This is a genomic window from Pedobacter lusitanus (assembly GCF_040026395.1).
In the GTDB taxonomy this organism is placed as follows: Bacteria; Bacteroidota; Bacteroidia; order Sphingobacteriales; family Sphingobacteriaceae; genus Pedobacter; species Pedobacter lusitanus.
On record NZ_CP157278.1, the window covers coordinates 4,252,194 to 4,275,482 of the forward strand.

The following is a 23,289-nucleotide window of genomic DNA, read 5'->3' on the forward strand; positions in this document are numbered from 1 at the left end:
GACATTTGTTTAGTTCACCAATTGATTATGGAATTTGTGACCTGAACTCATCTTCCTTTAAATATCACTGCATATGAAAATTGTTATACGACTTGCCTTATGCGTTACCTGCATTTTATTCTTTACGGCAAAAACCTTCTCTCAGAAGCATCTTAAAACCAGCGATCCATCCTTTTTTAAAGTTGATTCCCTGGCCGGTAAGGAAAAACCCAGAGAAGCATTATCCCTGATTAACAGTATTAATGAACGGGCCAGGAAAGATGGAAACACCACTCTGCTTATTAAATCTGCAATGTACCGGATTATGTTTCAGGGTTATCTGGAAGAAGCTGCCTTTACCAGCATACTGAAAGATTTAAAAGAAGATATCCGTTTAGCCAGACAACCTGAAAAGAGCGTACTGCAATCTCTGCTGGCAGAGACTTATTGGGAATACTTTCAGCAAAACCGCTATAAAATATATCAGCGTACACAGGTAGAAGGTAATATAGGCGATGATATTCAAACCTGGTCAATCAAAAAAATAACCGGTGAAGTGGTCAGACAGCTGCTGTTTTCAATGGCAGAGAAAGAACTATTGCAGAACACAAAAGTTGGTGTTTTAAATGAGATCCTTCTGGGAGATACTACTACGAGATATTTAAGACCTGCACTTTATGACTTATTAGCCCATCGTGCACTGAAAATCCTTTCCAATTCACAGCTTGGTCTGGCAGATATCAGGGATGATCAGGCAGATTTTAATGATCCCCGTTTTTTTAGCGAATACAAAACATTTGCAGGACTGAAAATAGCAGAGAATGACAGCACTTCTCTGGCAGCAGAACAACTTAAGATTTTTCAGCAGTTGCTTCAGTATCATGATAAATATCATCAGACAGCGGCATTGGCCGATGCAGATCTCCGGAGGCTGAAATTTGTTTATCAGAAAAGTACAGTACTGAACAAGGGAGAGCAGTATTTCAAAGCTCTTGAGCTATTGGCAACACAGGTCAGTTCTACAGAAATATATGCCGATATATTATACGAGCAGGCGTTGCTTATTAAAAATGGGGAAACATTATCCGCTGGTAAAAAGCAGGATCTCATTAAAGCAGCAGAACTTGCCGGTAAAGCTATCAGGGCCTTTCCTAAAAGTAATGGTGCTAAAAATGCAGCTAACCTGATTCAGGAACTTAAAAGTAAAACACTGGCTATCCAATTAAAACAGTTCAGCCAGCCGGGGTTGCCATCTCAGCTTTACTTTACCTATAGAAATCTGGATACGATCAACCTGCAGCTCTATAAAGTACCAGCCGGCTTTAGTGATTTTTACTTCAATTTTGATAGTAAGGAAAAATATGTGCAGTTCCTTAAAAAACATAAACCAGTAAGAAGCTGGAACGAAGTTTTACCTAAGGCTGTTGATTATCAGTCGCATACTCTGATCGCAAAAATGGATGCTCTTCCTTACGGCAACTATATTATCATTGCGCAAAATACTATAGATACCAATCAGGCGCAGCGTATAGTTCAGCACAGTAATTTCAGGGTGACCTCCATGGCTGTGACACAGCGGCACTTCAATGATAAAAAAGAATATTTTGTAGCAAACAGCCTGACTGGTGCACCTTTAAAAGGGGTAGCTATTCAGGAAATTCTATCTGATTTTAAAGAAAATCAGCAGATTAATGAAAAAAGCCCTTTGTTTAAAACAGATGGGACAGGTTATGCCATATTAGCCTCTCAGGAAAGTTTAAATGTCAGAACAGCGCGGATTATAAACGGTACCGATAGCCTTTATATACCGGTTAACAGCTATGGAAATAATCATCAGGAGACAGATCGTAAACAGGTAGTTCTTTTTACAGACCGGGCCATTTACCGGCCGGGACAGACCCTGTATTATAAAGGGTTGCTGATGGAAAATAAGAATGATAAAAATAGTATTATTCCAGAGGAGAGTCTTGAACTTTCCTTCAAAGATGCCAATTATAAAGACATAGAAAAAGTAACTGTAAAGACTAATGATTACGGAACTTTTCAGGGGTCCTTTACTATTCCAACCGGTAAATTAAACGGAACGATGCAGCTGGCTACTATATACGGTACTGTTGAAGTACAGGTAGAAGAATATAAAAGACCAACTTTCGAGGTGAATTTTGATGCATCTACTCAAAAATACAAACTGAATGACAGTATCAAAGTACAGGGAAAGGCCATAGCTTTTTCCGGTTATTCAGTAACCGGGGCTAAAGTAAGCTATAAGGTTTACAGAAGTGTAATCCCGGTCTTCTATGGTTACGGTCGCCGGCCTTATCAGCGCGAATCGCTTCAGCAAATTGCAATCGGGACAACCCAGACTAAAGAAGGTGGCAGTTTTAACCTCACTTTTTTTGCAGCTGCCGATCTGAATACCAATGAGAACTATACTTTCAAAATTACGGCTGATATTACAGATCTTAATGGCGAAACCAGAACCGCTTCAAAAAGTATCAATGCCGGTAAAACAGATATGGTCTTAAATGCCGCTTTGCCTGAGCAATTGTTTTTAACCCCTAAAACAGATAGCCTGTCTTTGAGTGTGCAGAATCTGAATGGAGAACCTATTCCGGCTAAATTAAATGCGGAATGGACTGCTCTTCAATATCCGGGCAGACTGGTGAATAAAAATATATTTCCTGTTATAGCTGAAAACTATACTTTAAGCAAAGAAGAATTTATCAAAGCATTTCCTTTTGAAGAATATAAGGGCGATTATGATCCCGCAAACTGGACTGCTTTAACAACCGCGTTCCATCAGGATCTAACTTTCAGCAATGGAATAGGAGCCCTGACCTTAAATGAAAAGAATCTGTCCCCTGGCTATTACAGGGTTAAACTGACAGCAAAAAATAATGCTGGTGATACCGTTTCCACAACCAGAATAATCCGCATTTATCATAGCAGTCCGGCTGTTATACAAAGTACAAAAGAATGGCTGGTTGCTGAGAAAACTGCAGTTACTCCATCAGAGAGTGCTGTTTTCAGGATTGCAGGTGCTTTGCCTGATGCAAAAGCCTATTACGAAGTCTATTATAAGGGGAAAATTGCAGAAAAGGTATGGGTGAAAATTTCTCTGGAGCAAACCATCCTGAAAATCCCAGTACAACCCGGATATGAACAAGCATTTGCAGTTCAGTTTACCATGATACAAAACGGGGTGATTAATAATGTGATGCAGACTGTAAATATTGTTGATCTGTCCAAAGAGCTGGATATTAATTTCTTAACCTTCCGTAATAAATTACAACCAGGAGAAAAAGAAAGCTGGAAGTTAAAGATCACCAGCAAAAAGGGTGAAAAACAGATGGCCGAAATGGTTGCCACATTGTATGATGCTTCATTGGATGGACTGAAGAAACTGGAATGGGATCAGGTTGCTTCACCTTATTATGGCTATTACGTTTATCAGTGGACATCTCATTTAAATAATATGAATAACGGAAACGGACTTTGGTTTTTAGGCAATAGCAATTTCTATTTCCAGACTGCGGAACGTAATTATGAAACACTGAATGCAGTAGGTTTTCCACTCCAGATAGGCTCCAGATATGCATTTAATCAATATTTGCAGCGACTGGAAGAAAAGAACAGACGAGATGTTTCAGCCATGGCAGTTAAAAGACTGGCGCAGCTGCAGAAAGGTACAGCACATTACGGGCTGATCACAGACAGCCAGGGTTATATTGTTCCGGGTGCGATAGTGACCTCTGGTAAGGTTAAAGTCTCTGCTGACGATAATGGTATCTATGTTATTAACGTTAAACCAGGAGATCAGTTAAGCATTCTTGCCATTGGTTATAAGACAACCCAGCTGAAGGCTACTCAGGCAAAAAGACTGGATATTATATTGGAAGAAGATGGAAGCAGGTTAAGTGAAGTTGTGGTAACGGGTCTTGGTGTCCAGAAAAAAGCTTATAAGTCAGAAGCATCTGTAGTGCTGAGGGGGAATGCAACTCCAGCGCTCAATGGCCGGGTAGCGGGGGTGAAAGTATCTGAGGACAATTTAATAGCTATGGAAGCCGTGCAGCCTGCTGCGGCCGAGGCTCCGGAAAATAAGCTGAATAATGAAAAATCAGCAGGTGATTCTCCTAAAGTGATCCCAAGAACAAATTTTAATGAAACAGCTTTCTTTTATCCGCAACTGAAAACCAATGAAGCTGGCGAAATTAATATAGAGTTTACGATTCCTGAGTCTTTAACCCGCTATAGAATGATGGGTTTCGCCCATACCAAAGATCTTAAAACCGGTATTGTTGAACGTGAACTGATTACCCAGAAACAACTCGCTATTGCTGCTAATGCGCCTCGTTTCTTCCGTGAAGGAGATACGATCCTGCTGAGTGCAAAGCTGAATAACCTGTCTGGGAAAAACCTTAACGGAGAAGCATCACTGGAATTGAGAGATGCTTTAACTGGTAAAATTATCCAGTTGCTGTCAAAAGAAGGGAAAGCTCAACAAAAATTTGAAGTTACAGATAAGGGTAATGAAGTATTAAAATGGCCATTGGTTATTCCATCCGGTATCAGTGCGATAACCTATAAAGTGATCGCACAGTCTGGAAAATACAGCGATGGAGAGGAGAATACAGTTCCTGTTTTACCGAATTCAATGCTGGTTACCGAGACTATGTCCATGAATGTCAGAGGAAATACGACCAAAACTTTCACCCTGGAAAAACTGCTGCATTCAGGTTCTTCAAAGACATTAAAAAATCAGGCATTAACGCTGGAGTTAACGGCTAATCCGGTCTGGTATGCAGTGCAATCACTACCTTATCTGATGGAATATCCCTATGAATGTGCTGAACAAACTTTCAGCCGTTTCTATGCCAATAGTTTTGCAACCGGAATTATCAATAGTTCTCCAAAAATAAAGCAGGTATTTAATCAGTGGCAGCAGACTAAAAGCGGAGAAGCCTTACTCTCCAATTTAGAGAAGAATCCTGAACTCAAGTCAATTCTGCTCGAAGAAACTCCCTGGGTCAGAGCAGCAGCATCAGAAACTGAGCAGAAGAAAAGACTGGCAGTTTTATTTGATCTGAACAGGATGACCTATGAGCTGAAAAGCAATTTCGAGAAGCTGGAAAAAATGCAGAAACCCAATGGTTCTTTTGCCTGGTTTACCGGCATGAGTGATGACCGTTATATCACCCAGCATATCGTATCAGGTATGGGGCAGCTTAAACATCTGAAGCTGGTTGATGAAAAAGCATACCCTACTTTTAATTCTACACTAAATAAGGCTGTTATCTATCTTGATAAGCAATTAAAGGATGATTTTAAAAGAGAAAAAAGCGGTAAAGGCGTTGCTTATCTACCTTTACATTATTTATACGGACGAAGTTATATTAATCAGAAAAATACAGATCCGGAGTTTCAGAAGGCCTTTGCCTATTATCTGAAAAAAGTAACCGAGAACTGGAAACTTATGGAGCCTTATCAGCAGGGACAGGCGGCTTTGGTTTTGAGCAGGAGCGGGAACAAAGCAGAAGCTTTGAGAATCATTAACCTGTTAAAGGAAAGAGCTCAGCAAAATGATGAAATGGGTATGTACTGGACTAACAACCGTAATGGCTGGTGGTGGTATGAGAATCCGGTAGAGACACAGTCTTTGCTGATTGAAGCTTTTGATGAAGTTGCAGGCGATGCCAGGTCGGTAGAAGAAATAAAAATCTGGTTGTTAAAGCATAAACAAACCAACGACTGGAAAACGACTAAAGCTACTGCAGCAGCCTGCTATGCTTTATTGATGAAAGGCTATAATTTACTGGAAGAATCTGCAGCACCTGAAGTTTTACTGGGTAAGCAGACTTTTGCACAACTGGGCATTGCCGATACCGCGAAAGAAGCCGGTACAGGTTATCAGAAGATTACTATTGCAGGTGCGGATGTTAGACCTGAGATGGCTGTTGTTCAAATTAAAAACAACAATAAAACAGTTGCCTGGGGTGGTGTATACTGGCAATATTTTGAACAGCTTGATCAAATTACTTCTTCGCAAACAGGAGTTAAAATCAAAAAGCAGTTATTTATACAAAAGCAGACAAAAAATGGAGATGTGCTTACCCCGGTTAATTCAGCCGATGTGCTTAAAACAGGCGATCTGTTAAAAGTCAGGATTGAGATTTATACAGACCGGGATATGGAGTATGTACATTTAAAGGACATGCGGTCATCAGGATTTGAACCCGTGAATGTGATTTCAGGATATAAATATCAGGATGGGCTGGGTTATTATGAAAGTACTAAAGATGCTTCAACAAATTTCTTTATCGGTTATCTGCGTAAAGGTGTTTATGTGTTTGAATATCCGCTGAGAGTAACCCATGCTGGAGATTTCTCTAACGGAATTACCTCTATGCAATGCATGTATGCACCAGAATTTACGACACATTCAGCAGGCATCAGAGTTAAAGTGAAACCCGGATTATAGCGGGAAATCAATATTAATAGCTATTTTTAAGAGCTTGTTTAGATTTGAATGATCAGATTTGGACAAGCTCTTTTATTATTTAAGGCTCTTTAACTGAAACCATTATGTGCAGCAGCGTACATGCCGAAATGCAGGAAAATCAGGTAGCACTTGATTGCTTCATTCCCGGAAAAATGCGTAGTGCTTTTAAATGCCGTTTCAAATACGGGCACTATGAAAAAAAACAATCCGATGAAAAATAAGAATAATATCGTACTGCTGTACATCACTATAGGTTGTATATGGGTTGTTTTAAGCGATCAGGTGATTGCTTTCCTGATAGACGGGATGCCTGTAGAAGATCGTGCCCTGATCAATAGCCTGAAAGGTTTTATTTTTATTGCCTTTAGTGCATTGCTGTTACACTACCTGGTGAATCTTTATAACAAAGGAAAAAAAAGGGAGCTGGATTATCTTCAGCAGAATCTTGAAAATAGCCAGAAACAACAGCAGCAATGGTATTATGCCCAGAAGATGGCAAAAATAGCGGGCTGGGAGTATTTTTTGCAGACAGACGAAGTGTGCTGGTCAGACAATTTGTATGCCCTGTTTGGCCTGGAGCCGAATGCTGCAATTACACCCGCAGCCTTTTTTCTGGAACAGATCCATCCGGACGATCTGGCCGGGTTTCTTGCCCAGCATGATAAAGTAGTAGCTGAAGGTGAGATGGATTATATACACCGTTTGAAAATAGATAATGACTGGCATTATGTGCGTCATGCCGGAGTAGTCGTTTATCAGGATGGGAGACCCTATAAGATAAGCGGGGTAATGAAAGATATTAATGACACATTCAACCGCGAATTATTGCTCAACAATGCGCTGGAAAGACATGAACTGGTTAACAAAGCTACTCATGATGCAATCTGGGACTGGGAGTTGTCTGCCAATCAGGTGACCTGGAATTCCGGTTTAAAGCAGCTGTTTGGCTATGATCATCATCAGGGATGTTTTATACCGGAGTGGTGGATAGAAAAAATGCATCCTACCGACAGGAAAAGGGTAATGAACAGTATCAATTCATTTGTTAAACAGGCTAATAAACGCTGGGAAGCTACCTACAGGGTTCTTTGTGCAGACGGAAGTTATAAGTATGTTTTCGATCAGGCTTATTTACTTACTGACGATGACGGGACACCCAAAAGGATTATCGGAGCCGTTAAGGATATTGATGAACTCAAACAGAAAGATGAAGAAAACCGGCAGCTGGCAGAAGTAGTGAGCAAAGTTAAAAGCGGGGTGGTGATCAAAGATACAGATGGCAGAATAAGCTGGGTTAACTCTTCTTTTGAAAAACTTTCGGGATACACTTTAGCGGAGCTGAAAGGAAAGCTGCCCCGTGAAATATTACATGGCCCGGAAACCAGTCAGGCTACTAAAGATTTCATTGCCGCATCGCTTAAAGTCAATGATTTTTTTAATATTGAAATTGTAAATTACGCTAAAAGCGGGCTGCCTTACTGGGTAGAAGTTAACAGTACCTCAATCTTTGATTCGCAGGAACAACATTCCGGTTATATAGATATCGTAACTGAAATTACAGAGCGGAAAAAACGTGAAGAACGGATTAATGAGCAGAATCAGACTTTAAAAGAGATTGCCTGGATCAATTCACATGAAATCAGAAAACCGGTTGCCTCTATTCTGGGCTTAACAGCTCTGGCAAAAATTACCGACAATATACAGGAGAAAGAAGAGTTCTATAGCCGGATTGATAGTTGTGTAAAAGAGATGGATGAAATTATACATCAGACCTCTGCAAAAGTAAATGAGCTGATGGGTAAAGAAGAGGGAAATGAAGAAACCATTAATGAATAGGGATATGGAAAATACAGCAGTGCTGCCATTACCCTGGTTCCGGACAAAGTCTGATTTTACCAGACAGCTGTCTCTGGAAATAAGTTCCAGCCATGTACTTTATGGAAAAGAGGTCCGGTCAATTGCAAAACGGGAAGATAATGATGATGTTTTGTTTCAGGTCATGAATACAGCTTTTGAATATGCCGTAGTTCATCTGACCTGGACATCAAATGATCATTCATCAGGTGTTTTTCCTTATACGGAGCTTTACACTGACTGGAGAGAGCTTTATGAAAATCGTCTTTTGACAGACAGCCTGGACTATGAGCAAGAGGAAGATTAATACTTAGTGCTCCAGCGCAGAAAAGTCACACTCCAGCGCAGATCTGTCCCAGTTTCCGGTAATTGCTGCGGCCTCATAAGAAGACTGTAAAAACTCCAGCAGATATTTTTCGGGATCTGTTGCGTTTCTGACTGCGTCATAATGAAGAATGAATTCTCCGAGATCCTCACTGAAAAATGCGGCTTCCGGCCGGACAGCCTGATCTTTAAAAGCATCAGGAGTAGGATAGCAGTAGGCATAAAAGACCGGGTGAGGAAAATTATCGTTGCCCGGCCAGAAACCACAGCTGCTTACTTCATGTGAATAGGCTTCCTGCATCACATCTAAGGGCATATGGGGTACACCACCGGCATGTTTAGGCGCACTGCGACCCGAAAAACGGGTTACGGCAAGATCAAAGCCTCCCCAAAAGAAATGTACAGGACTGCACTTTCCACTGAATTTTGCTCTGAACCTGGTAAAAACACCTTCAATACTGATCAGTGCCTGCCAGAAGGAGAACATTTGCCTTTCGTCATAATCAGCATGGACATGATCTTCATTGAATGGAATGGCCACATCTATTTCATTAGGTTTGGCATATATTTCTGCCTCAATCTCTAAAAGATGCAGTTTCTGAAAAAGCTCCCCGTAAAAACTGGCTACTGTACGTGGATACAGTTTGAGTTCCTGCTGTCCGTTAGCGCTGGAAGTAATGATTAACCGGTGAGAGATAAAGTCAAAATCTATCTGGAAAAGACCATTTTTATAGGGGATACTTCCTGTTGTCAGCCCCATAGCCGAAACATATAAAGTCACATGCCAGGAATGATTTAACCAGGGAGTATTAACCAATCTGATTTTTCCAACTATCTGCGTCCACAATTGTACAGTTACAAGAGTAGCTTTCATCTGTTCAAATTTCAATTCCGGCCAGTTATTCATCATGATCAGTTTTAAATCAGCACCTTATTAAAGGTACACAACTCTGCGCAATTTGTGGTAACCAAATTACCGGTTTGAGGACTGGACCATCCATATTCGTAAAAACTGGAGGATTAAAACCAGCCGGAAATAAACAAATTTTGCCGGATATAATTCCGCCGGACGGGATTGAAAATTAAATCAGAACAGATGAAAGCAGCAGTTTGGGATACCTATGTAAAAAAGAAAAATGGTGAGATCATGCACTTTGATATTATTGCACCAGACCATATTAACGATACAGCCTTAATTTTCCGGTATGGAAAAGATTACCTGGAAACCAAAGGTGAGCGGGGACAGGAACTATCAACAAAAGAATGTAAGTTCTGTCATATAGAAAATTTAGCTCCGGCACAGGAAGAACTGATTAAAAGAGATGGCTTTTTCATTATTGAAATGGAAGGCTGCAACCCTTAAAAAAATACAGCTATGCAGGAAATCATTGAAAATAATCTTAAAATCATTCATCACAGAATAGAAAGGGCCTGTTTAAAGGCCGGAAGAAATCCTGCAGAAGTTAAACTGCTGCTGGCTACTAAAACCGTACCTGCAGACCGGATCAGAGTCGCTTTGCAGGCCGGAGAAATATTGATTGCAGAGAACAAGGTTCAGGAGCTGAAAGAAAAATATGAAGATTTAAAGGATATACCTCATCAGGCCCATTTTATTGGCCACCTGCAGACGAATAAAATTAAAGACGTGCTGAAATATGTCTCTTGTATACAGTCGGTAGACCGCATAGAGCTGGTACAACAGCTCGATAAACGGTTACTCGCAGAAGGCAGGACACTGGATATCCTGGTACAGGTAAATACATCTTATGAAGAGAGTAAGTTTGGCTTATCTCCTGATCAGGCTATGGCTTTTATCAAAGAAACAGCCAGATATGATACCCTGCGGATTAAAGGGCTGATGACCATTGGTTTGTTTGATGCTGAGGCAGAAAAGGTAAGACCATCTTTCCGGTTATTACGTACCTTGCTGGAACAGATCAGACAGGAAAATATCCTGCATGAAGAAAAACCGGAACTCTCGATGGGGATGAGTGGAGACCTGGAAACAGCCATTGAAGAAGGTGCGACCATTGTACGGATAGGAACAGCTGTTTTCGGGGCCAGAATGTATCCTGATAGTTATTACTGGAACGAAAGCTGAAAACAAAAAATATGAGAGTACACTATTTTCAACATGTAGCATTTGAAGGACTGGGTTGTATAGAAACCTGGTTGCTTGAACATGGCCATACAATAACTGTTACCCGGTTCTATCAGGAGGATCCTGTTTTGCCTGATCTGAACCAAATTGATGCCCTGATCATTTTAGGAGGGCCAATGTGTGTTTATGACGATTATAAATACCCCTGGCTTCAGACCGAGAAAGCCTTTATTGAGGATGCAATAACAGAGAAGAAAAAAGTACTGGGAATTTGTCTGGGTGCCCAGCTGATTGCTATAGCTATGGGCACCTTTGTTAATACTGCACCCCGGAAAGAAATCGGCTGGTACCCGGTTTATCCGGTCAGAGAAGGTATTTCGTGGATAGCTGATCTTTTTACAGACAGGCCAGTCGTTTTTCACTGGCATGGTGATCAGTTTGAAGTACCCTATGGAGGTTTAAATCTACTCCGGTCTGAAGGAAATCAGAACCAGGCCTTTTCTTATCAGGATCATGTCCTGGCTTTACAGTTTCACGCTGAAGTTACTGCTGCTGCGGTAACCGCTATGCTTACACATGGCACTGAAGAGCTGATACCTGTGCCATTCGTGCAGGCTGAACTAGAAATTCTGGATGGTTTTGAACACCTGGATCAGGCAAATGAACTGATGTACGCTATTTTGAGAAATTTTATATAATTATTTCCTTGTACCAAATAACTGGGTCCAGTAATAATTGTTTCCCGCAGTACGTGCTGCGCCCATTTCTTTAACACCGGCACTCATGATAGCTTTGCAATGTCCCTGTGTACTGTTTATCCATGAATTGAATACATCAGTTTCTGTACGCTGACCTTTGGCAATATTTTCAGCATAGCCCGACCAGAGATACCCTGCTGCAGTCATTCTGTCTCCCGGATTTTTACCTTCCTTGTCCACATGATCAAAATAGTTTTTGCTTTCCATGTCATCAGCATGTGCTTTAGCGATCATTGCCAGTTCATTATTCCAGCTGACCAGCGGGACAGGCGGCATGCTGGTTATTCCGCCTCCCTGTTCTTTGCAGTCGCAGCCTTTGGTCCTGACGTCATTGACCAGTTTTAATAAAAGATTATTGTCCAGATTGGTTGCAGTGTTGTTTTTTTCTGCAGGTGACAGCGCTGGAACATCACCGGGAGTTTCTTTTGATTTTGTACAGGATACGGAAGTAACGCAGCAAATTAAAATTATAAAAAGGATGTTTCTCATTTTGGTATTTGTTTTCTGTCCTGTTTAAAACTGGTATACAGGTAAATGGAGACCGTTATGGAGCTGATTTTCTTCCGGCGTTTCTCCAAACTAACAGAACGGTTTTTTTGGTGATTTGTTTTGTATACAATTGATTCTTATACAAGAAGGTTTTACCGGTTTATCTTTTATGCGTGATCAGAGACGGTATAGGGGAGGGATAAAAAGATGAAGGCTGTATCTGATCCGTCCGGAGTAAATACAGCCTTAATTTATCTGTTTTAAGAGGGAAACAGATTAGATATTCGGGAACATTGATTGTGCTTTTTCACCAATCAGAGGGATTTCTTTTTTAGTTCCCTGAATTGCACCAATCAGACCGATAATCCATAAAATAAACAGCACTAAGGATACAATATTAAATATTGTATAAATAATTTCTGAAGGAGTTATCTGAAGGATTATACGTTGTACAACCTGCAGGACAAAGCCAGCAATATAAAGCAATAGTGTTTGTCTTAAATGGAAACTGCCCAGTTCGGTTTTTTTATCTTTATGCATAGCGAAATAGGCAATCAGCCAACCAATAATTGTAAGATAGCTGATAATTGCTACCGTTTTTCCATCATCTGTTTTTGTTACGTTAAAGTTGTTTTCCATATGTTGTATTTGTTATTTTATTTAGAATAGCCTATACAAGGAAAATCTATCTGTTATTGAATTTTCAGATATTTTTTTGATTGAGTAAGCGTTCAGACAATTTAATGACAAAAACTATGCCTCATAATTGCATTTAATATTATTGATTGTGAATGTTCTCCGTATTTTTAGACTCTATTGATGATAAATACCTATTTTCGTTTTCGTAAAAGCAATAAATTCAGGCAGGTACTGATCAAAAATATTTTAATATAACCCTAAAAGATGTCAATCAGAAAGAATTTGTTAGTCCTGTTATTCTTCCTGACCGGAATTTGTTATGGACAGGAGAAAACAGCAGGTGTTTTAGAAAATGATCAGTTCAGCTATACTGGATTCATTAATCAAAAGATCCCGGTAACGCTGGACCTGACTATCCTGGGGGATTATACGGTGACCGGAAAGATCAGCTATCTGAATACAAAACCAGCCTTACCTATCAGTATTATTGGCACCTATAATCAGAGCGAAAGTGTTTTTACTTTAGCCGAGTATGAAAAAAGCGGAAATATAAGTGGTCTTATCCGCGCTACACTTAAAAATCTGCTTATAGAGGGAGAATGGGGCTCCACTAAATCGGATGCCAGTTATCCTTTGAGCCTGACTTTCAAAGCTCATCATAGCATTAAGCCACAGGTTCCTGCGTCTCAGCATATAGAAGGAGAATATGCTTATCATTATGGCGAGACCGGATATGATGGTGTAATTAAAATTACCAGAGAAAAAAACGGGACTTATGCCTATGCTATTGGTACAGTTACCGGAGATAAAACCAGAGATCTGGCCAATGCCAGCGGAAGCGGTCTTGCATTGCAGAACAATCAGCTGATGATTGAGGTTAATCCATCATGCCGGTTCAGCGTGACTTTCTATGATGGATTTCTGAAAATTGCTTCATTGAATAAAGATGCTGACAGCTGCGGATTTACAGGCGCGAACGCAACTCTGCGGGGTGTCTATCTGAAAATCAGATGATAAACCCTTACTGACAGATCTGTAATATCTTCCTGATACTTCTTTTTTTACAATAGTAGCGCTTTTGCAGAGGCTGTTAGTGTAAGTTTTTTTTATTTTATCCTCCTTAAAATATGGTTTAGGTAGATTATGTGATTTTTTCACGTAAAATAATTCTTTGGAGTATTACACATATATGTGGTTATTCTATTTTTGGACTGATGATTTTAACGCGCCTCAATTCTGTTCTACCAAACAGAAAGCAATAAAAATTTATTACTAACCAATTCAAGTAGCGAGGCCAATTAACCCTAAACTAAAACCATTTACCCATGAAAACTAAATTTTGTCTAAGTCTTGTAGCCCTACTTTTAGGGATTACTGTATTTATTAGCTGTAAAAAAAATAGCAAGTCAGATGCTCCATCAACTGAGCAATCATCTAATTTAACTAAGGAAGAGCAGAGTGCTATAGTTAAAGCTGGTTTATCGCCAGTAGGAGCCGTTAAGAGAAATGGCGGTTATCTGATTGAAGGTGATATTTTTCTGACTCAGGAAGATCTTACTGCACAGCAGAATTATATTAATGAATTGAAAACGGGCTTAAAAACTGAACAGTACCGTTCTACTAATATTGTAACCGGTTTACCTAAGGTTATTAATGTGAAAGTTGACGCAGGAGAGTCTCAGACTGTCTTTACTGATGCGACTACAGAAGCAGTTAAGCGTTATAATGATCTTGGACTACAGCTTACCTTTAAGCTTTTGGATGCACAATCTACAGCAACTGCGGATATTGTAATCAACGGTGAAGATCTGGGTACTATTACACAAGGTGGCAAAGTATATGATGTACTGGGGCAATCTGCCGGATTCCCTAAAAATGGTAAACCAGCTACTCCGATTAAATTGAGCAATACTTATTATAACAAAGATTATAAAGAAAATGCATTGCTGGCTACTGTAATTGCTCATGAAATCGGGCATGCAATAGGATTCAGACATACTGATTATGCAAACAGAAATTATAGCTGTGATAAAGATGCATATGATAATGGTGATGTGTGGGCTGAGAAAAAAGGTCTTGATGGCGCTGTTCTTATTCCAGGCACTCCAAAAGGCGCTGATCCGGATTCATGGATGCTGGCTTGTGCCGGTTCTTCAAGCCGTCCGTTCACTGCAAATGATATCATTGCATTAAAAGCACTTTATCCAGTAGTTAAAAAATAATTAAAATGTGATTAATTGGCCCGGAAAGCCGTCTCATAACGAGTTATGAGACGGCTTTTTGCTGTTAATAAGGGATGAAGTTATTGTTACCCTTTAGCTGCGTATATATTTTAATTGCTGCGAATACGTTATTTTAGAATTATAATCATACCAGAATGGAAAACCAAATCTTATCTGATTTATCAGAAAAAACAAAGGATCTGCTTTATTTCAGTGAATCTGAAGCACCGGTGGTTGTTGCAGACCTTGGGCAGCTCCCAAAAGATCAGCTGAATGCTAAACTCATTGAATTAAACAGTGAAAATCCCGGTACGCTGAAAACAATCGATCATAATGAATTCTTTGATTATCTGGTTAAAAGAGCAGATCCCGGAGATAGTTATATGGTAGATAATGCGAATAAATTTACAGCGCTCCATACCTATCTGAAAGATAACTTTTCAGCTATACAGGTGAGCAGAATTGAAGGAGGGACTACAGTGCCGATTATCATTACGGCATATCGTCCGGATAGCAGTTGTGTTGCTTTATCTACTTATGCTATCGAAACCTAAGCGATATAAAATCTGAAAAGGCCGTTCTTTTACCAGGAAGAATGGCCTTTTTTTATTATAAAGGAATAGAAAGCAGAGGGATGTCCAGTCCTGAAGCCATCACACGTGTTTTGCTGCGGTGAATTATATTGGCCCAGAAACCATATTTCTTTGGAACCATAATCAGCAGATCGGCCTGGAATTCTTTAATTTCTTTTTCTATTTCCCTGATCACCATCACTGATTTAACGTTTTTATAATAATAGGTAATTCCGTCTAATCCGTCATCGAGCGTATTGACTACAGAGGAGTGGGTATCTTCAGATCTTAATACTTCCAGTCTCTGGTCCACATTAAACACTTCTACCTGCGCATCCAGATCCACTGCTACTTCTTTGATACGTGCAAGTGCTTTTTTTGATAAGCCACGTAATACATCGCAGGCGAAAAGTACTTTTTTCGTGCCTTCAAATTTTGCATGCAGTGGAACTGCCAGTACCGGGAGTTTCAGATTTTTAATGGCAAAAGAAGTGGTATTGCCCCAAAGATCCTGTTCCAGCGTTTTCTGTGTCATGCCCAGAACAACAAGTTCAGCTTCGTATTTACTGATTACTTCTTTCAGTTCATCTTCAATAAATGAAAAGGCAGATTCATGACCAACTTCAATTCCGTATTCATAGGAAAGCGCAAAAGACCGTTCCAGCAAACGGATTTCGTTTTCAATCATCAGCGTCTGGATACTCGAAGCAGGCAATAAGGTATTAGCCGCATGAAACGGAATTTCAAAGGAATTAAACAGAATCAGCTTTGCATTTTTATGTTTTGCAATTGCAGCAGCATATTCGACTGCATTTTCTGCCAGTACGGAAAAATCGGTTGCAGCAATTATGGTCATCATCTGGTTTCAGTTTTTCCTAATTTAATCAGATGTTTTAATATAATATGCGCTAAAAGGCACGGGAAAATAATTTGACAATAAAACGAAAATCCCCGTATTTAACGTTTAAGGGTGTCAGAGATCGGAGTTGGTATAGGGTTGGTATACCCCCGGGGTATACCAACCCTATACCAACTCCGATCTCTGACCTTTCTTTTGGTTTGCACGGAATTTCGGCTGATTATTTATAATGAGATTAATATCGTATCTTGATTAGAAATAAATGGTTGTTTAATTAAAATTTATAATCATGGCAATATTAGAACCGAATTTAAACAGGGGATTTATAGGGAAAGTTGGTAATACAGTTACTTATGTGCTCAACGGACAGGTAGTTAAAAGAACAATAGGTCTGTGTTTAAAAGAGCCTACGATTAATCAGCTTGCTGTAAGACAGCAAACCAGGATTATAGCTGAATTTTTAAATCCGGTTAAAGAATATATCAATACCGGCTTTGAACTGGTAGCCCTGAATACGATTAAAAATCAGCATAATCTTGCCGCTTCGTATAACAGGTTAAACGCAATTACCGGGACATATCCTGATCAGCACATTGATTTTTCCAGAGTTTTGTTCAGCAGGGGGAAATTACCTGTTACGCGTAACATTAACGTAAAGCTCACTGGTAACAGGTTGGATTTTAAATGGGACGCGACCTGCATGACAGAAAAGATGAAAAGTAGTGACAGAGTGATGTTACTGGCTTATTTACCAGATCAGAAATATGCAGTTTATCTTGCAGGTGGTGAAGAGCGGCTGGAAGGAGCAGGACATTTAATTATTCCGGGTTATGTAAAAGGAATGCTGCTGGAGACTTATGTCTCATTCATTGCTGCGGATCGTAAAAGTATTTCTGATAGTGTTTATACCGGCCAGATTTTTTAATAGCCGGAATCACAGAATTTCAAATCATGTTTTGTCTGAAAGCGTAATAGCCTTCCTGGTTTACAGGAAGGCTATTACGCTTTTTGTTAATGCTTAAACCCTGAGCGTTAAACGGAATTCAGAATAATATTTTATTTATATAATTAAAGGCGATACTTTAAACTATAATTTTTATATAAAACAACTGTTTATTCTTAGAATCGTTATTGATAAATACGTTTTAGCTTGTAATATTTTGATTACAATAGAAAGAATAATAAATTAGGTTTGATTAACTAGCTGTGCAATAACAATCTATGAAAAAACCTAAAACTATGAAAAGAAAGAATCTTTTAGCTCTTGTCCTAACCGGAGCTTTGGCAGTATCAATGTTTGCCTGTAAGAAAAAAGACGCTGCAGAAACCACAAACAAGGATGAAATCTCTAAAACAACCCTATCACAAATTTCAGCAATGGGATTTAGTACTGAAAACGCCCGTAAGGTAGATGGTGGTTATTTGGTAGAAGGGGATATTGTATTAACTGACGATAATTTAGCTAAAAAATCAAACACACCAAACTTAAATATTGCTGAAACTGAGCAATACAGAACTACAAATTTAGTAAAGAATCTGCCAAGAGCGATCACTATCTCAGTTACCAATTTACCACAGGTTTACAGTGATGCTGTTGATCTGATGATAACCAGATATAATGCGCAGGGATTAGGTTTGACTTTCCAGAGAGCAAACACCGGAACAGTTGGAGATATTGATGTTTTTGGCTTTAATGAAGGACCAAGCGGCGGATATATTACTCTTGGATCATCGGGATTCCCTACTGCTGCCGGTGATCCTTTCAACCAGGTCAAAATGAATACCAATGCGGCAGCATATGGTGCTAACCCTAATTTATTGTATGTAGCATCAGTGTTACAGCATGAAGTAGGTCACTGTATCGGATTCCGTCATACAGATTATATGAATCGTGCTTATAGCTGCGGTGGAAAAAGAGCCAATGAAGGAACTGCCGGAGTTGGTGCTGTACTTATTCCAGGCACTCCATCTAAAGCAGATGCTGAATCATTTATGCTGGCATGTTCTAATGGCGGCGACAGAACATTTAATGCGAATGACCTTATCGCGCTAAAATATTTGTATAAATAATATCTATCCTATTAACTAAATATTGATTGTTTATTGTGCACCAGGAAGATCAGCTGAATGATATATTTCAGTTTCTACGATGAACCAGAAACCCTCTGATAAGAAATCAGGGGGCTTTCTTATTAAAAGGAAAAATCTTGTTTACCCTTTTTTGCATAGTTAAAAAATAATTCTCTACATTTGAATCATCAGATGATATGATGAATACGACAAATCTAATTTCCCGTAAATCCCTGGCCGATGAAGTAGCTGAAAAAATTCAGCAGCAGATCGCCTTTGGCACTTATAAAGTTGATGAAAAACTGCCTATAGAACCTGAACTGATGCAGGCTTTTGGAGTTGGCCGTTCTACGATCAGAGAAGCCATTAAAATCTTAACCAACTGTGGATTATTAAGAGTTCAGCAGGGGATAGGTACTTTTGTAGAGAATGCTACAGGAATTAAAGAACCTTTATCTCAGCGTTTAAAACGTGCCGATACCAAAGATCTGGACGAAGTGAGACAATTGCTGGAAATGAAGATCGCAGAAAAAGCAGCGTTGAACAGAACAAAGGCCGACCTGGTTAAAATACAAGAATGGTTTAAGAAAAGAGATAAGGCTGCGAAGCATGATTTACTGGAGGAGTGTATAGATGCCGATATCCAGTTTCACATCGCTATTGCAGAGGCATCGGGTAACGAAATTCTCATCGACCTGTATAAATCAGTAGCTATTCATTTAAGAAACTGGTTTCTGGAAGTCTATAAAGATACAAAACCTTTCAAAGAAACCAGTCATCAGCACAAACAGCTGCTCAAAAGTATTGAGGCTGGTGATGCAAAAAAAGCATGGAATAACTCTGCTAAAATTCTTGGACATATTTCTCAGTAACGACGCCACCGTCAGGATGGCTTTTTTTATAAATTATGGAAACTAATACCGCTTCAATCGATTCCGCTACAACAAAAGGTATCATTCAGAAAACGATTTACCCGATACTTTTTACAATCAGCTTTACGCATTTACTAAATGATATGCTGCAGGCTGTGATCCCTGCTGTCTATCCTTTGTTTAAAACTGAGTTTAATCTTTCATTTTCCCAGATTGGCCTGATCACACTGACCTATCAGCTTACGGCTTCATTGCTGCAGCCCTTTGTCGGGCACTTTTCTGATAAAAAGCCAAAGCCATATTCACTGGCTGTAGGCATGGGTTTTACGCTGATTGGTTTATTATTTGTTGCTATGGCATCGAGTTTTGGCGCAATTCTGATTTCTGTAGGTTTTATAGGGATAGGCTCTTCAATTTTTCATCCTGAAGCTTCAAGAGTGGCTCACCTGGCCTCTGGTGGAAAAAAAGGACTGGCGCAATCTATATTTCAGCTGGGTGGAAATGCCGGCAGTGCAATCGGGCCCCTACTGGCAGCATTAATTGTGATTCCTTACGGACAGTTTTATCTGATCTGGTTCGGAATTGCCGCTGTACTGGGGATATTGATTCTTATACAAATCGGAAAATGGTATAAAGATCACCTCGATCTTAAAACCAAAGGGAAAGTTCAGCATCTGGATGAAACCAGGCATAACCTGTCAAAGGGGAGAGTTGTACTTTCTATTGGTATCCTGCTGGTACTGATCTTTTCGAAGTATTTTTATATGGCCAGTATGACCAGTTATTTTACTTTTTACCTGATTGATAAATTCCATATTTCGGTTCAGCAATCACAACTTTATCTCTTCGCTTTTTTAGCAGCAGTAGCTGCGGGGACTATGATAGGCGGGCCACTGGGAGATCGTTTTGGCAGAAAATATATTATCTGGATTTCTATTTTAGGGGTTGCCCCATTTACGCTTTTACTGCCTTATACGGGATTGTTTTTAACCGGGGTACTCGCTGTAGTGATCGGTGTAATTATTTCTTCTGCATTTTCAGCGATACTGGTTTATGCCACTGAGCTTATTCCTGGAAAAGTGGGGATGATTGCTGGTTTATTCTTTGGTTTTGCTTTTGGTATGGGCGGCGTAGGATCGGCTGTTTTAGGTAAACTGGCAGATTATACCAGTATAGGATACGTGTTTAAGGTTTGTGCATTCCTGCCGCTGATCGGAGTAATTACGGGGTTCCTGCCTAATATTGAAAAAAAGAAATAAGCTTAAATACATTCTGCAAAAAAGCGCGGGTTATTAGGATAACCCGCGCTTTTTTTGCAGAATACGGTAGGTCTCTTAAGCTGGACCATACATTTATGTAAATTCTGGATCACGCTATAAATATCCTGTCAGATTAATTTTATGCCATCAAAAGATGGATAACCTTAATTCAAAAAGATATGGATGAACAGAAGAAAAAATTAACAACGCTGGGCGGTAGCCCGGTAGCTGATAATCAGAATATTCAGACTGCAGGTCGTTTTGGGCCGGCATTGCTGCAGGATATCTGGTTTCTGGAAAAAATGGCTCATTTTGACAGGGAAGTTATTCCTGAACGCAGAATGCATGCAAAAGGTTCCGGTGCATTTGGTGTTTTCAGAACTACACATGATATAACCCGTTATACCAGGGCTGATATATTTTCTAAACCGGGAAAAGAAACACCCATGTTTGTCCGCTTTTCAACTGTAGCGGGAGAAAGAGGAGCTGCGGATGCTGAACGGGATATCAGAGGCTTTGCCATGAAGTTTTATACCGAACAGGGGAACTGGGACCTGGTCGGTAATAATACACCGGTATTCTTTCTGCGTGATCCGCTGAAATTTCCGGATCTGAACCATGCAGTGAAGCGTGATCCGAGAACAAATATGCGCAGTGCTGATAACAACTGGGATTTCTGGACTTTACTTCCCGAGTCACTGCACCAGGTGACAATTACCATGAGCGAAAGAGGAATACCTAAATCTTACCGTCACATGGATGGTTTTGGAAGTCATACTTTCAGTTTCATTAATGCACAGCAGGAAAGATTCTGGGTCAAATTCCATTTTAAAACCCAGCAGGGGATTGAAAATCTGAGTAATGAGGAAGCAAAAAAACTGATTGGTGAAGACCGGGAGAGTCACCAGAAAGATCTTTTTGACAGTATAGAAAATGGAGATTTCCCCTCGTGGAAAATGTATATCCAGGTGATGCCTGAGGCTGAAGCAGAAAGTTATGCAATTAACCCGTTTGATCTGACCAAAGTCTGGCCGCATGCGGATTATCCGATGATCCCGGTGGGTGAATTTATATTAAACCGTAATCCGCAAAATTATTTTGCTGACGTAGAACAGGCGGCGTTTAATCCTGCAAATGTTGTTCCGGGGATTAGTTTCTCTCCTGATAAAATGTTGCAGGGACGCCTGTTTGCGTATGGGGATACCCAGCGTTACCGCTTAGGGGTAAACCATTACCAGATTCCTGTGAATTCCCCGAAATGCCCTTATATGGCTTATCACAGGGACGGAGCAATGCGTGTAGATGGCAATTATGGTGCTGCCAAAGGTTATGAACCCAATAGTTTTAAGGAATGGCAGGAGCAGGGAGAGTTTAAAGATCCGCCACTGGCAATTCATGGCTATGCAACAAACTGGGATCATCGTGAGGATGCTGATTATTATTCGCAGCCAGGAAATCTATTTCGCCTGATGACTCCGCAGCAGCAGCAGATATTATTTAATAACACAGCAGATGCTGTTGGCGGAGCACAGAAATTTATTCAGCTCAGACATATTCAGAACTGTCTGAAGGCAGATTCTGCTTATGGCACAGGAGTGGCCAAAGCATTAGGCATAAAACCGGAAGAGTATATCAACATTTAAATTTATAAATATGAAGAAGTCAATTTTTTATCACGCAGGATGTTCAGTATGTGTGAGTGCTGAACAGGATATTATCGCCCTTATTGGTGCAGATAAAGTAGAAGTTGTTAATCTGGCAGAACACAGAAACCAGATTGAAGAAGCCGAAAAAGCAGGCATTAAATCTGTTCCTGCCCTGGTGACAACAAACGGGAACGTACTCCATATTAATTTTGGAGCATCTCTGGCCGACGTAAAAGGTTAATCAGAAAGCGTGTCTCTCAGTCAGGGAGACACGCTTTCTATTTTAAAGATTAAAACTTACCGGCTCTGTAATCTGCATAAGCCTGTTTGATCTCTTCTTCAGTGTTCATGACAAACGGTCCTTTGGCAACTACCGGTTCTCTCAAAGGCCGACCGGCAAAAAAGAGTACTTTCATTTGCTCTTTTGCTTTGATGCGGATCTCACTTTCAGCCGCTTCACCCAGCACATTATCCAGTAATAATACCTGACCTTTTTGTGCTTCGGTATAGTGGCTTCCAAATACTCCTGAACCTTCCAGGACCACTATAAATCCATTATAGTCTGCCGGTAAATCCTGAACGGCTGTCGCACCTGCTTCAATCTCTATTTCGGCCATGGTAACCAGTGCGTGGTTTTTGGTAGGCGAGACTACATTGCCGGATGAACCTGAGAATACACGATAGCTAACACCCTCTTCCCGGCGCACAGGTGCTTCTGCACCAATAATATCCTGATAACGTGGAGTAGCCATCTTTTCTGCCCTGGGTAAGTTTACCCATAATTGTAAAGAATGGACTGTAGTATTTACTGGTGGTTCTTCCAGATGGTTAATACCTTTGCCGGCAGTCATCCACTGTACGTCACCTTTTTTGATCGTGCCTTTACCTCCTTTATCATCAGTATGATGCATTTCACCATCAATGATATAGGTTACGGTTTCCATCCCGCGATGCGGATGATTGTCAAAAGCTTTTTGCTGAAAGATATCTTCTGCCATCAGCAAAAACGGATCAAATTCCTCCCAGTTTCCCGGAGGAAGTACCAGCCCGGCAGTATGAATATCGCTGTGTTTATTGAGTTCTATTTTCCAGGTGCGTTTAATTGCACGTTGTGCTATTTTTTGATTTTCCATGATCTTATGAGTT

The 23,289-nt window shown here is 40.1% G+C and carries 20 protein-coding genes; 15 read left to right on the forward strand and 5 right to left on the reverse strand.

What is annotated here, in order from left to right; all coding sequences use genetic code 11:
- The first annotated feature begins 73 nt into the window (after window positions 1–73).
- The 3 genes from PL_RS18220 (at window position 74) to PL_RS18230 (ending at window position 8,639) form a co-directional block, all read left to right on the forward strand.
- On the forward strand, window positions 74–6,457 hold the full coding sequence (locus PL_RS18220) for an alpha-2-macroglobulin family protein (RefSeq protein ID WP_052496351.1): 6,384 nt from the start codon (window positions 74–76) through the stop codon (window positions 6,455–6,457).
- Between the two features lie 213 nt (window positions 6,458–6,670).
- Entirely contained in the window at window positions 6,671–8,314 is a 1,644-nt protein-coding gene (locus tag PL_RS18225) for a PAS domain-containing protein (protein WP_041882826.1), read from the forward strand.
- Complete coding sequence (locus tag PL_RS18230) at window positions 8,292–8,639, forward strand: hypothetical protein (RefSeq protein WP_052496352.1); 348 nt, start codon at window positions 8,292–8,294, stop codon at window positions 8,637–8,639. The genes PL_RS18225 and PL_RS18230 overlap by 23 nt, the downstream gene beginning before the upstream one ends.
- Before the next feature lie 3 nt (window positions 8,640–8,642).
- Here the strand turns inward: PL_RS18230 and PL_RS18235 are convergent, their stop codons facing one another.
- Complete coding sequence (locus PL_RS18235; protein ID WP_200890747.1) at window positions 8,643–9,566, reverse strand: DUF5996 family protein; 924 nt, start codon at window positions 9,564–9,566, stop codon at window positions 8,643–8,645.
- 186 nt (window positions 9,567–9,752) lie between these two features.
- Between PL_RS18235 and PL_RS18240 the strand changes: the two genes are divergently transcribed.
- The 3 genes from PL_RS18240 to PL_RS18250 are packed head-to-tail and all read left to right on the forward strand — an operon-like array spanning window position 9,753 to window position 11,455.
- A complete protein-coding gene (locus PL_RS18240) occupies window positions 9,753–10,019 on the forward strand; it encodes a DUF2024 family protein (RefSeq protein WP_041882850.1) in 267 nt (88 codons plus the stop codon).
- Window positions 10,020–10,031: 12 nt separating this feature from the next.
- Window positions 10,032–10,757, forward strand: coding sequence for a YggS family pyridoxal phosphate-dependent enzyme (locus PL_RS18245; protein ID WP_041882827.1), 726 nt, complete (start codon window positions 10,032–10,034; stop codon window positions 10,755–10,757).
- A gap of 11 nt (window positions 10,758–10,768) precedes the next feature.
- Window positions 10,769–11,455: a type 1 glutamine amidotransferase gene (locus tag PL_RS18250; protein WP_041882828.1), complete on the forward strand. Its 687-nt coding sequence runs from the start codon at window positions 10,769–10,771 to the stop codon at window positions 11,453–11,455.
- On the opposite strand, the gene PL_RS18255 is transcribed toward PL_RS18250, so the two are convergent.
- Both PL_RS18255 and PL_RS18260 read right to left on the reverse strand, forming a co-directional pair.
- Window positions 11,456–12,004 carry a CAP domain-containing protein gene (locus PL_RS18255; protein ID WP_052496353.1) on the reverse strand — a complete coding sequence of 183 codons (549 nt, stop codon included), beginning with the start codon at window positions 12,002–12,004 and terminating at the stop codon, window positions 11,456–11,458.
- Window positions 12,005–12,280: 276 nt separating this feature from the next.
- Window positions 12,281–12,643: a DUF4870 domain-containing protein gene (locus tag PL_RS18260; protein WP_041882829.1), complete on the reverse strand. Its 363-nt coding sequence runs from the start codon at window positions 12,641–12,643 to the stop codon at window positions 12,281–12,283.
- Between the two features lie 264 nt (window positions 12,644–12,907).
- Between PL_RS18260 and PL_RS18265 the strand changes: the two genes are divergently transcribed.
- The 3 genes from PL_RS18265 to PL_RS18275 all read left to right on the forward strand — a co-directional run bounded on the left by PL_RS18265 (window position 12,908) and on the right by PL_RS18275 (window position 15,419).
- A complete protein-coding gene (locus PL_RS18265; RefSeq protein WP_041882830.1) occupies window positions 12,908–13,657 on the forward strand; it encodes a hypothetical protein in 750 nt (249 codons plus the stop codon).
- 311 nt (window positions 13,658–13,968) lie between these two features.
- Window positions 13,969–14,865, forward strand: coding sequence for a M57 family metalloprotease (locus tag PL_RS18270; protein ID WP_052496354.1), 897 nt, complete (start codon window positions 13,969–13,971; stop codon window positions 14,863–14,865).
- Between the two features lie 155 nt (window positions 14,866–15,020).
- Window positions 15,021–15,419, forward strand: coding sequence for a nuclease A inhibitor family protein (locus tag PL_RS18275; RefSeq protein WP_041882831.1), 399 nt, complete (start codon window positions 15,021–15,023; stop codon window positions 15,417–15,419).
- A gap of 55 nt (window positions 15,420–15,474) precedes the next feature.
- On the opposite strand, the gene PL_RS18280 is transcribed toward PL_RS18275, so the two are convergent.
- Window positions 15,475–16,296, reverse strand: a complete 822-nt coding sequence (locus PL_RS18280; RefSeq protein WP_041882833.1) for a universal stress protein — start codon at window positions 16,294–16,296, stop codon at window positions 15,475–15,477.
- Between the two features lie 289 nt (window positions 16,297–16,585).
- On the opposite strand from PL_RS18280, the gene PL_RS18285 reads away from it, so the two are divergent.
- The 6 genes from PL_RS18285 to PL_RS18310 all read left to right on the forward strand — a co-directional run bounded on the left by PL_RS18285 (window position 16,586) and on the right by PL_RS18310 (window position 22,384).
- Window positions 16,586–17,221, forward strand: a complete 636-nt coding sequence (locus tag PL_RS18285; RefSeq protein WP_052496237.1) for a DUF6266 family protein — start codon at window positions 16,586–16,588, stop codon at window positions 17,219–17,221.
- A gap of 314 nt (window positions 17,222–17,535) precedes the next feature.
- On the forward strand, window positions 17,536–18,366 hold the full coding sequence (locus tag PL_RS18290) for a M57 family metalloprotease (protein ID WP_041881415.1): 831 nt from the start codon (window positions 17,536–17,538) through the stop codon (window positions 18,364–18,366).
- A gap of 197 nt (window positions 18,367–18,563) precedes the next feature.
- Window positions 18,564–19,238, forward strand: coding sequence for a FadR/GntR family transcriptional regulator (locus PL_RS18295; RefSeq protein ID WP_041881317.1), 675 nt, complete (start codon window positions 18,564–18,566; stop codon window positions 19,236–19,238).
- Between the two features lie 35 nt (window positions 19,239–19,273).
- Window positions 19,274–20,497, forward strand: coding sequence for an MFS transporter (locus tag PL_RS18300; protein WP_041881320.1), 1,224 nt, complete (start codon window positions 19,274–19,276; stop codon window positions 20,495–20,497).
- A gap of 179 nt (window positions 20,498–20,676) precedes the next feature.
- A complete protein-coding gene (locus PL_RS18305) occupies window positions 20,677–22,140 on the forward strand; it encodes a catalase (protein ID WP_041881321.1) in 1,464 nt (487 codons plus the stop codon).
- Between the two features lie 10 nt (window positions 22,141–22,150).
- Window positions 22,151–22,384: a thioredoxin gene (locus tag PL_RS18310; RefSeq protein ID WP_041881324.1), complete on the forward strand. Its 234-nt coding sequence runs from the start codon at window positions 22,151–22,153 to the stop codon at window positions 22,382–22,384.
- Window positions 22,385–22,433: 49 nt separating this feature from the next.
- Here PL_RS18310 and PL_RS18315 read toward each other — a convergent pair whose 3' ends face one another.
- The gene (locus PL_RS18315; protein ID WP_041881327.1) at window positions 22,434–23,276 is read right to left on the reverse strand and encodes a pirin family protein; all 843 of its coding nucleotides are present in this window, start codon (window positions 23,274–23,276) and stop codon (window positions 22,434–22,436) included.
- Between the last annotated feature and the right edge of the window lie 13 nt (window positions 23,277–23,289).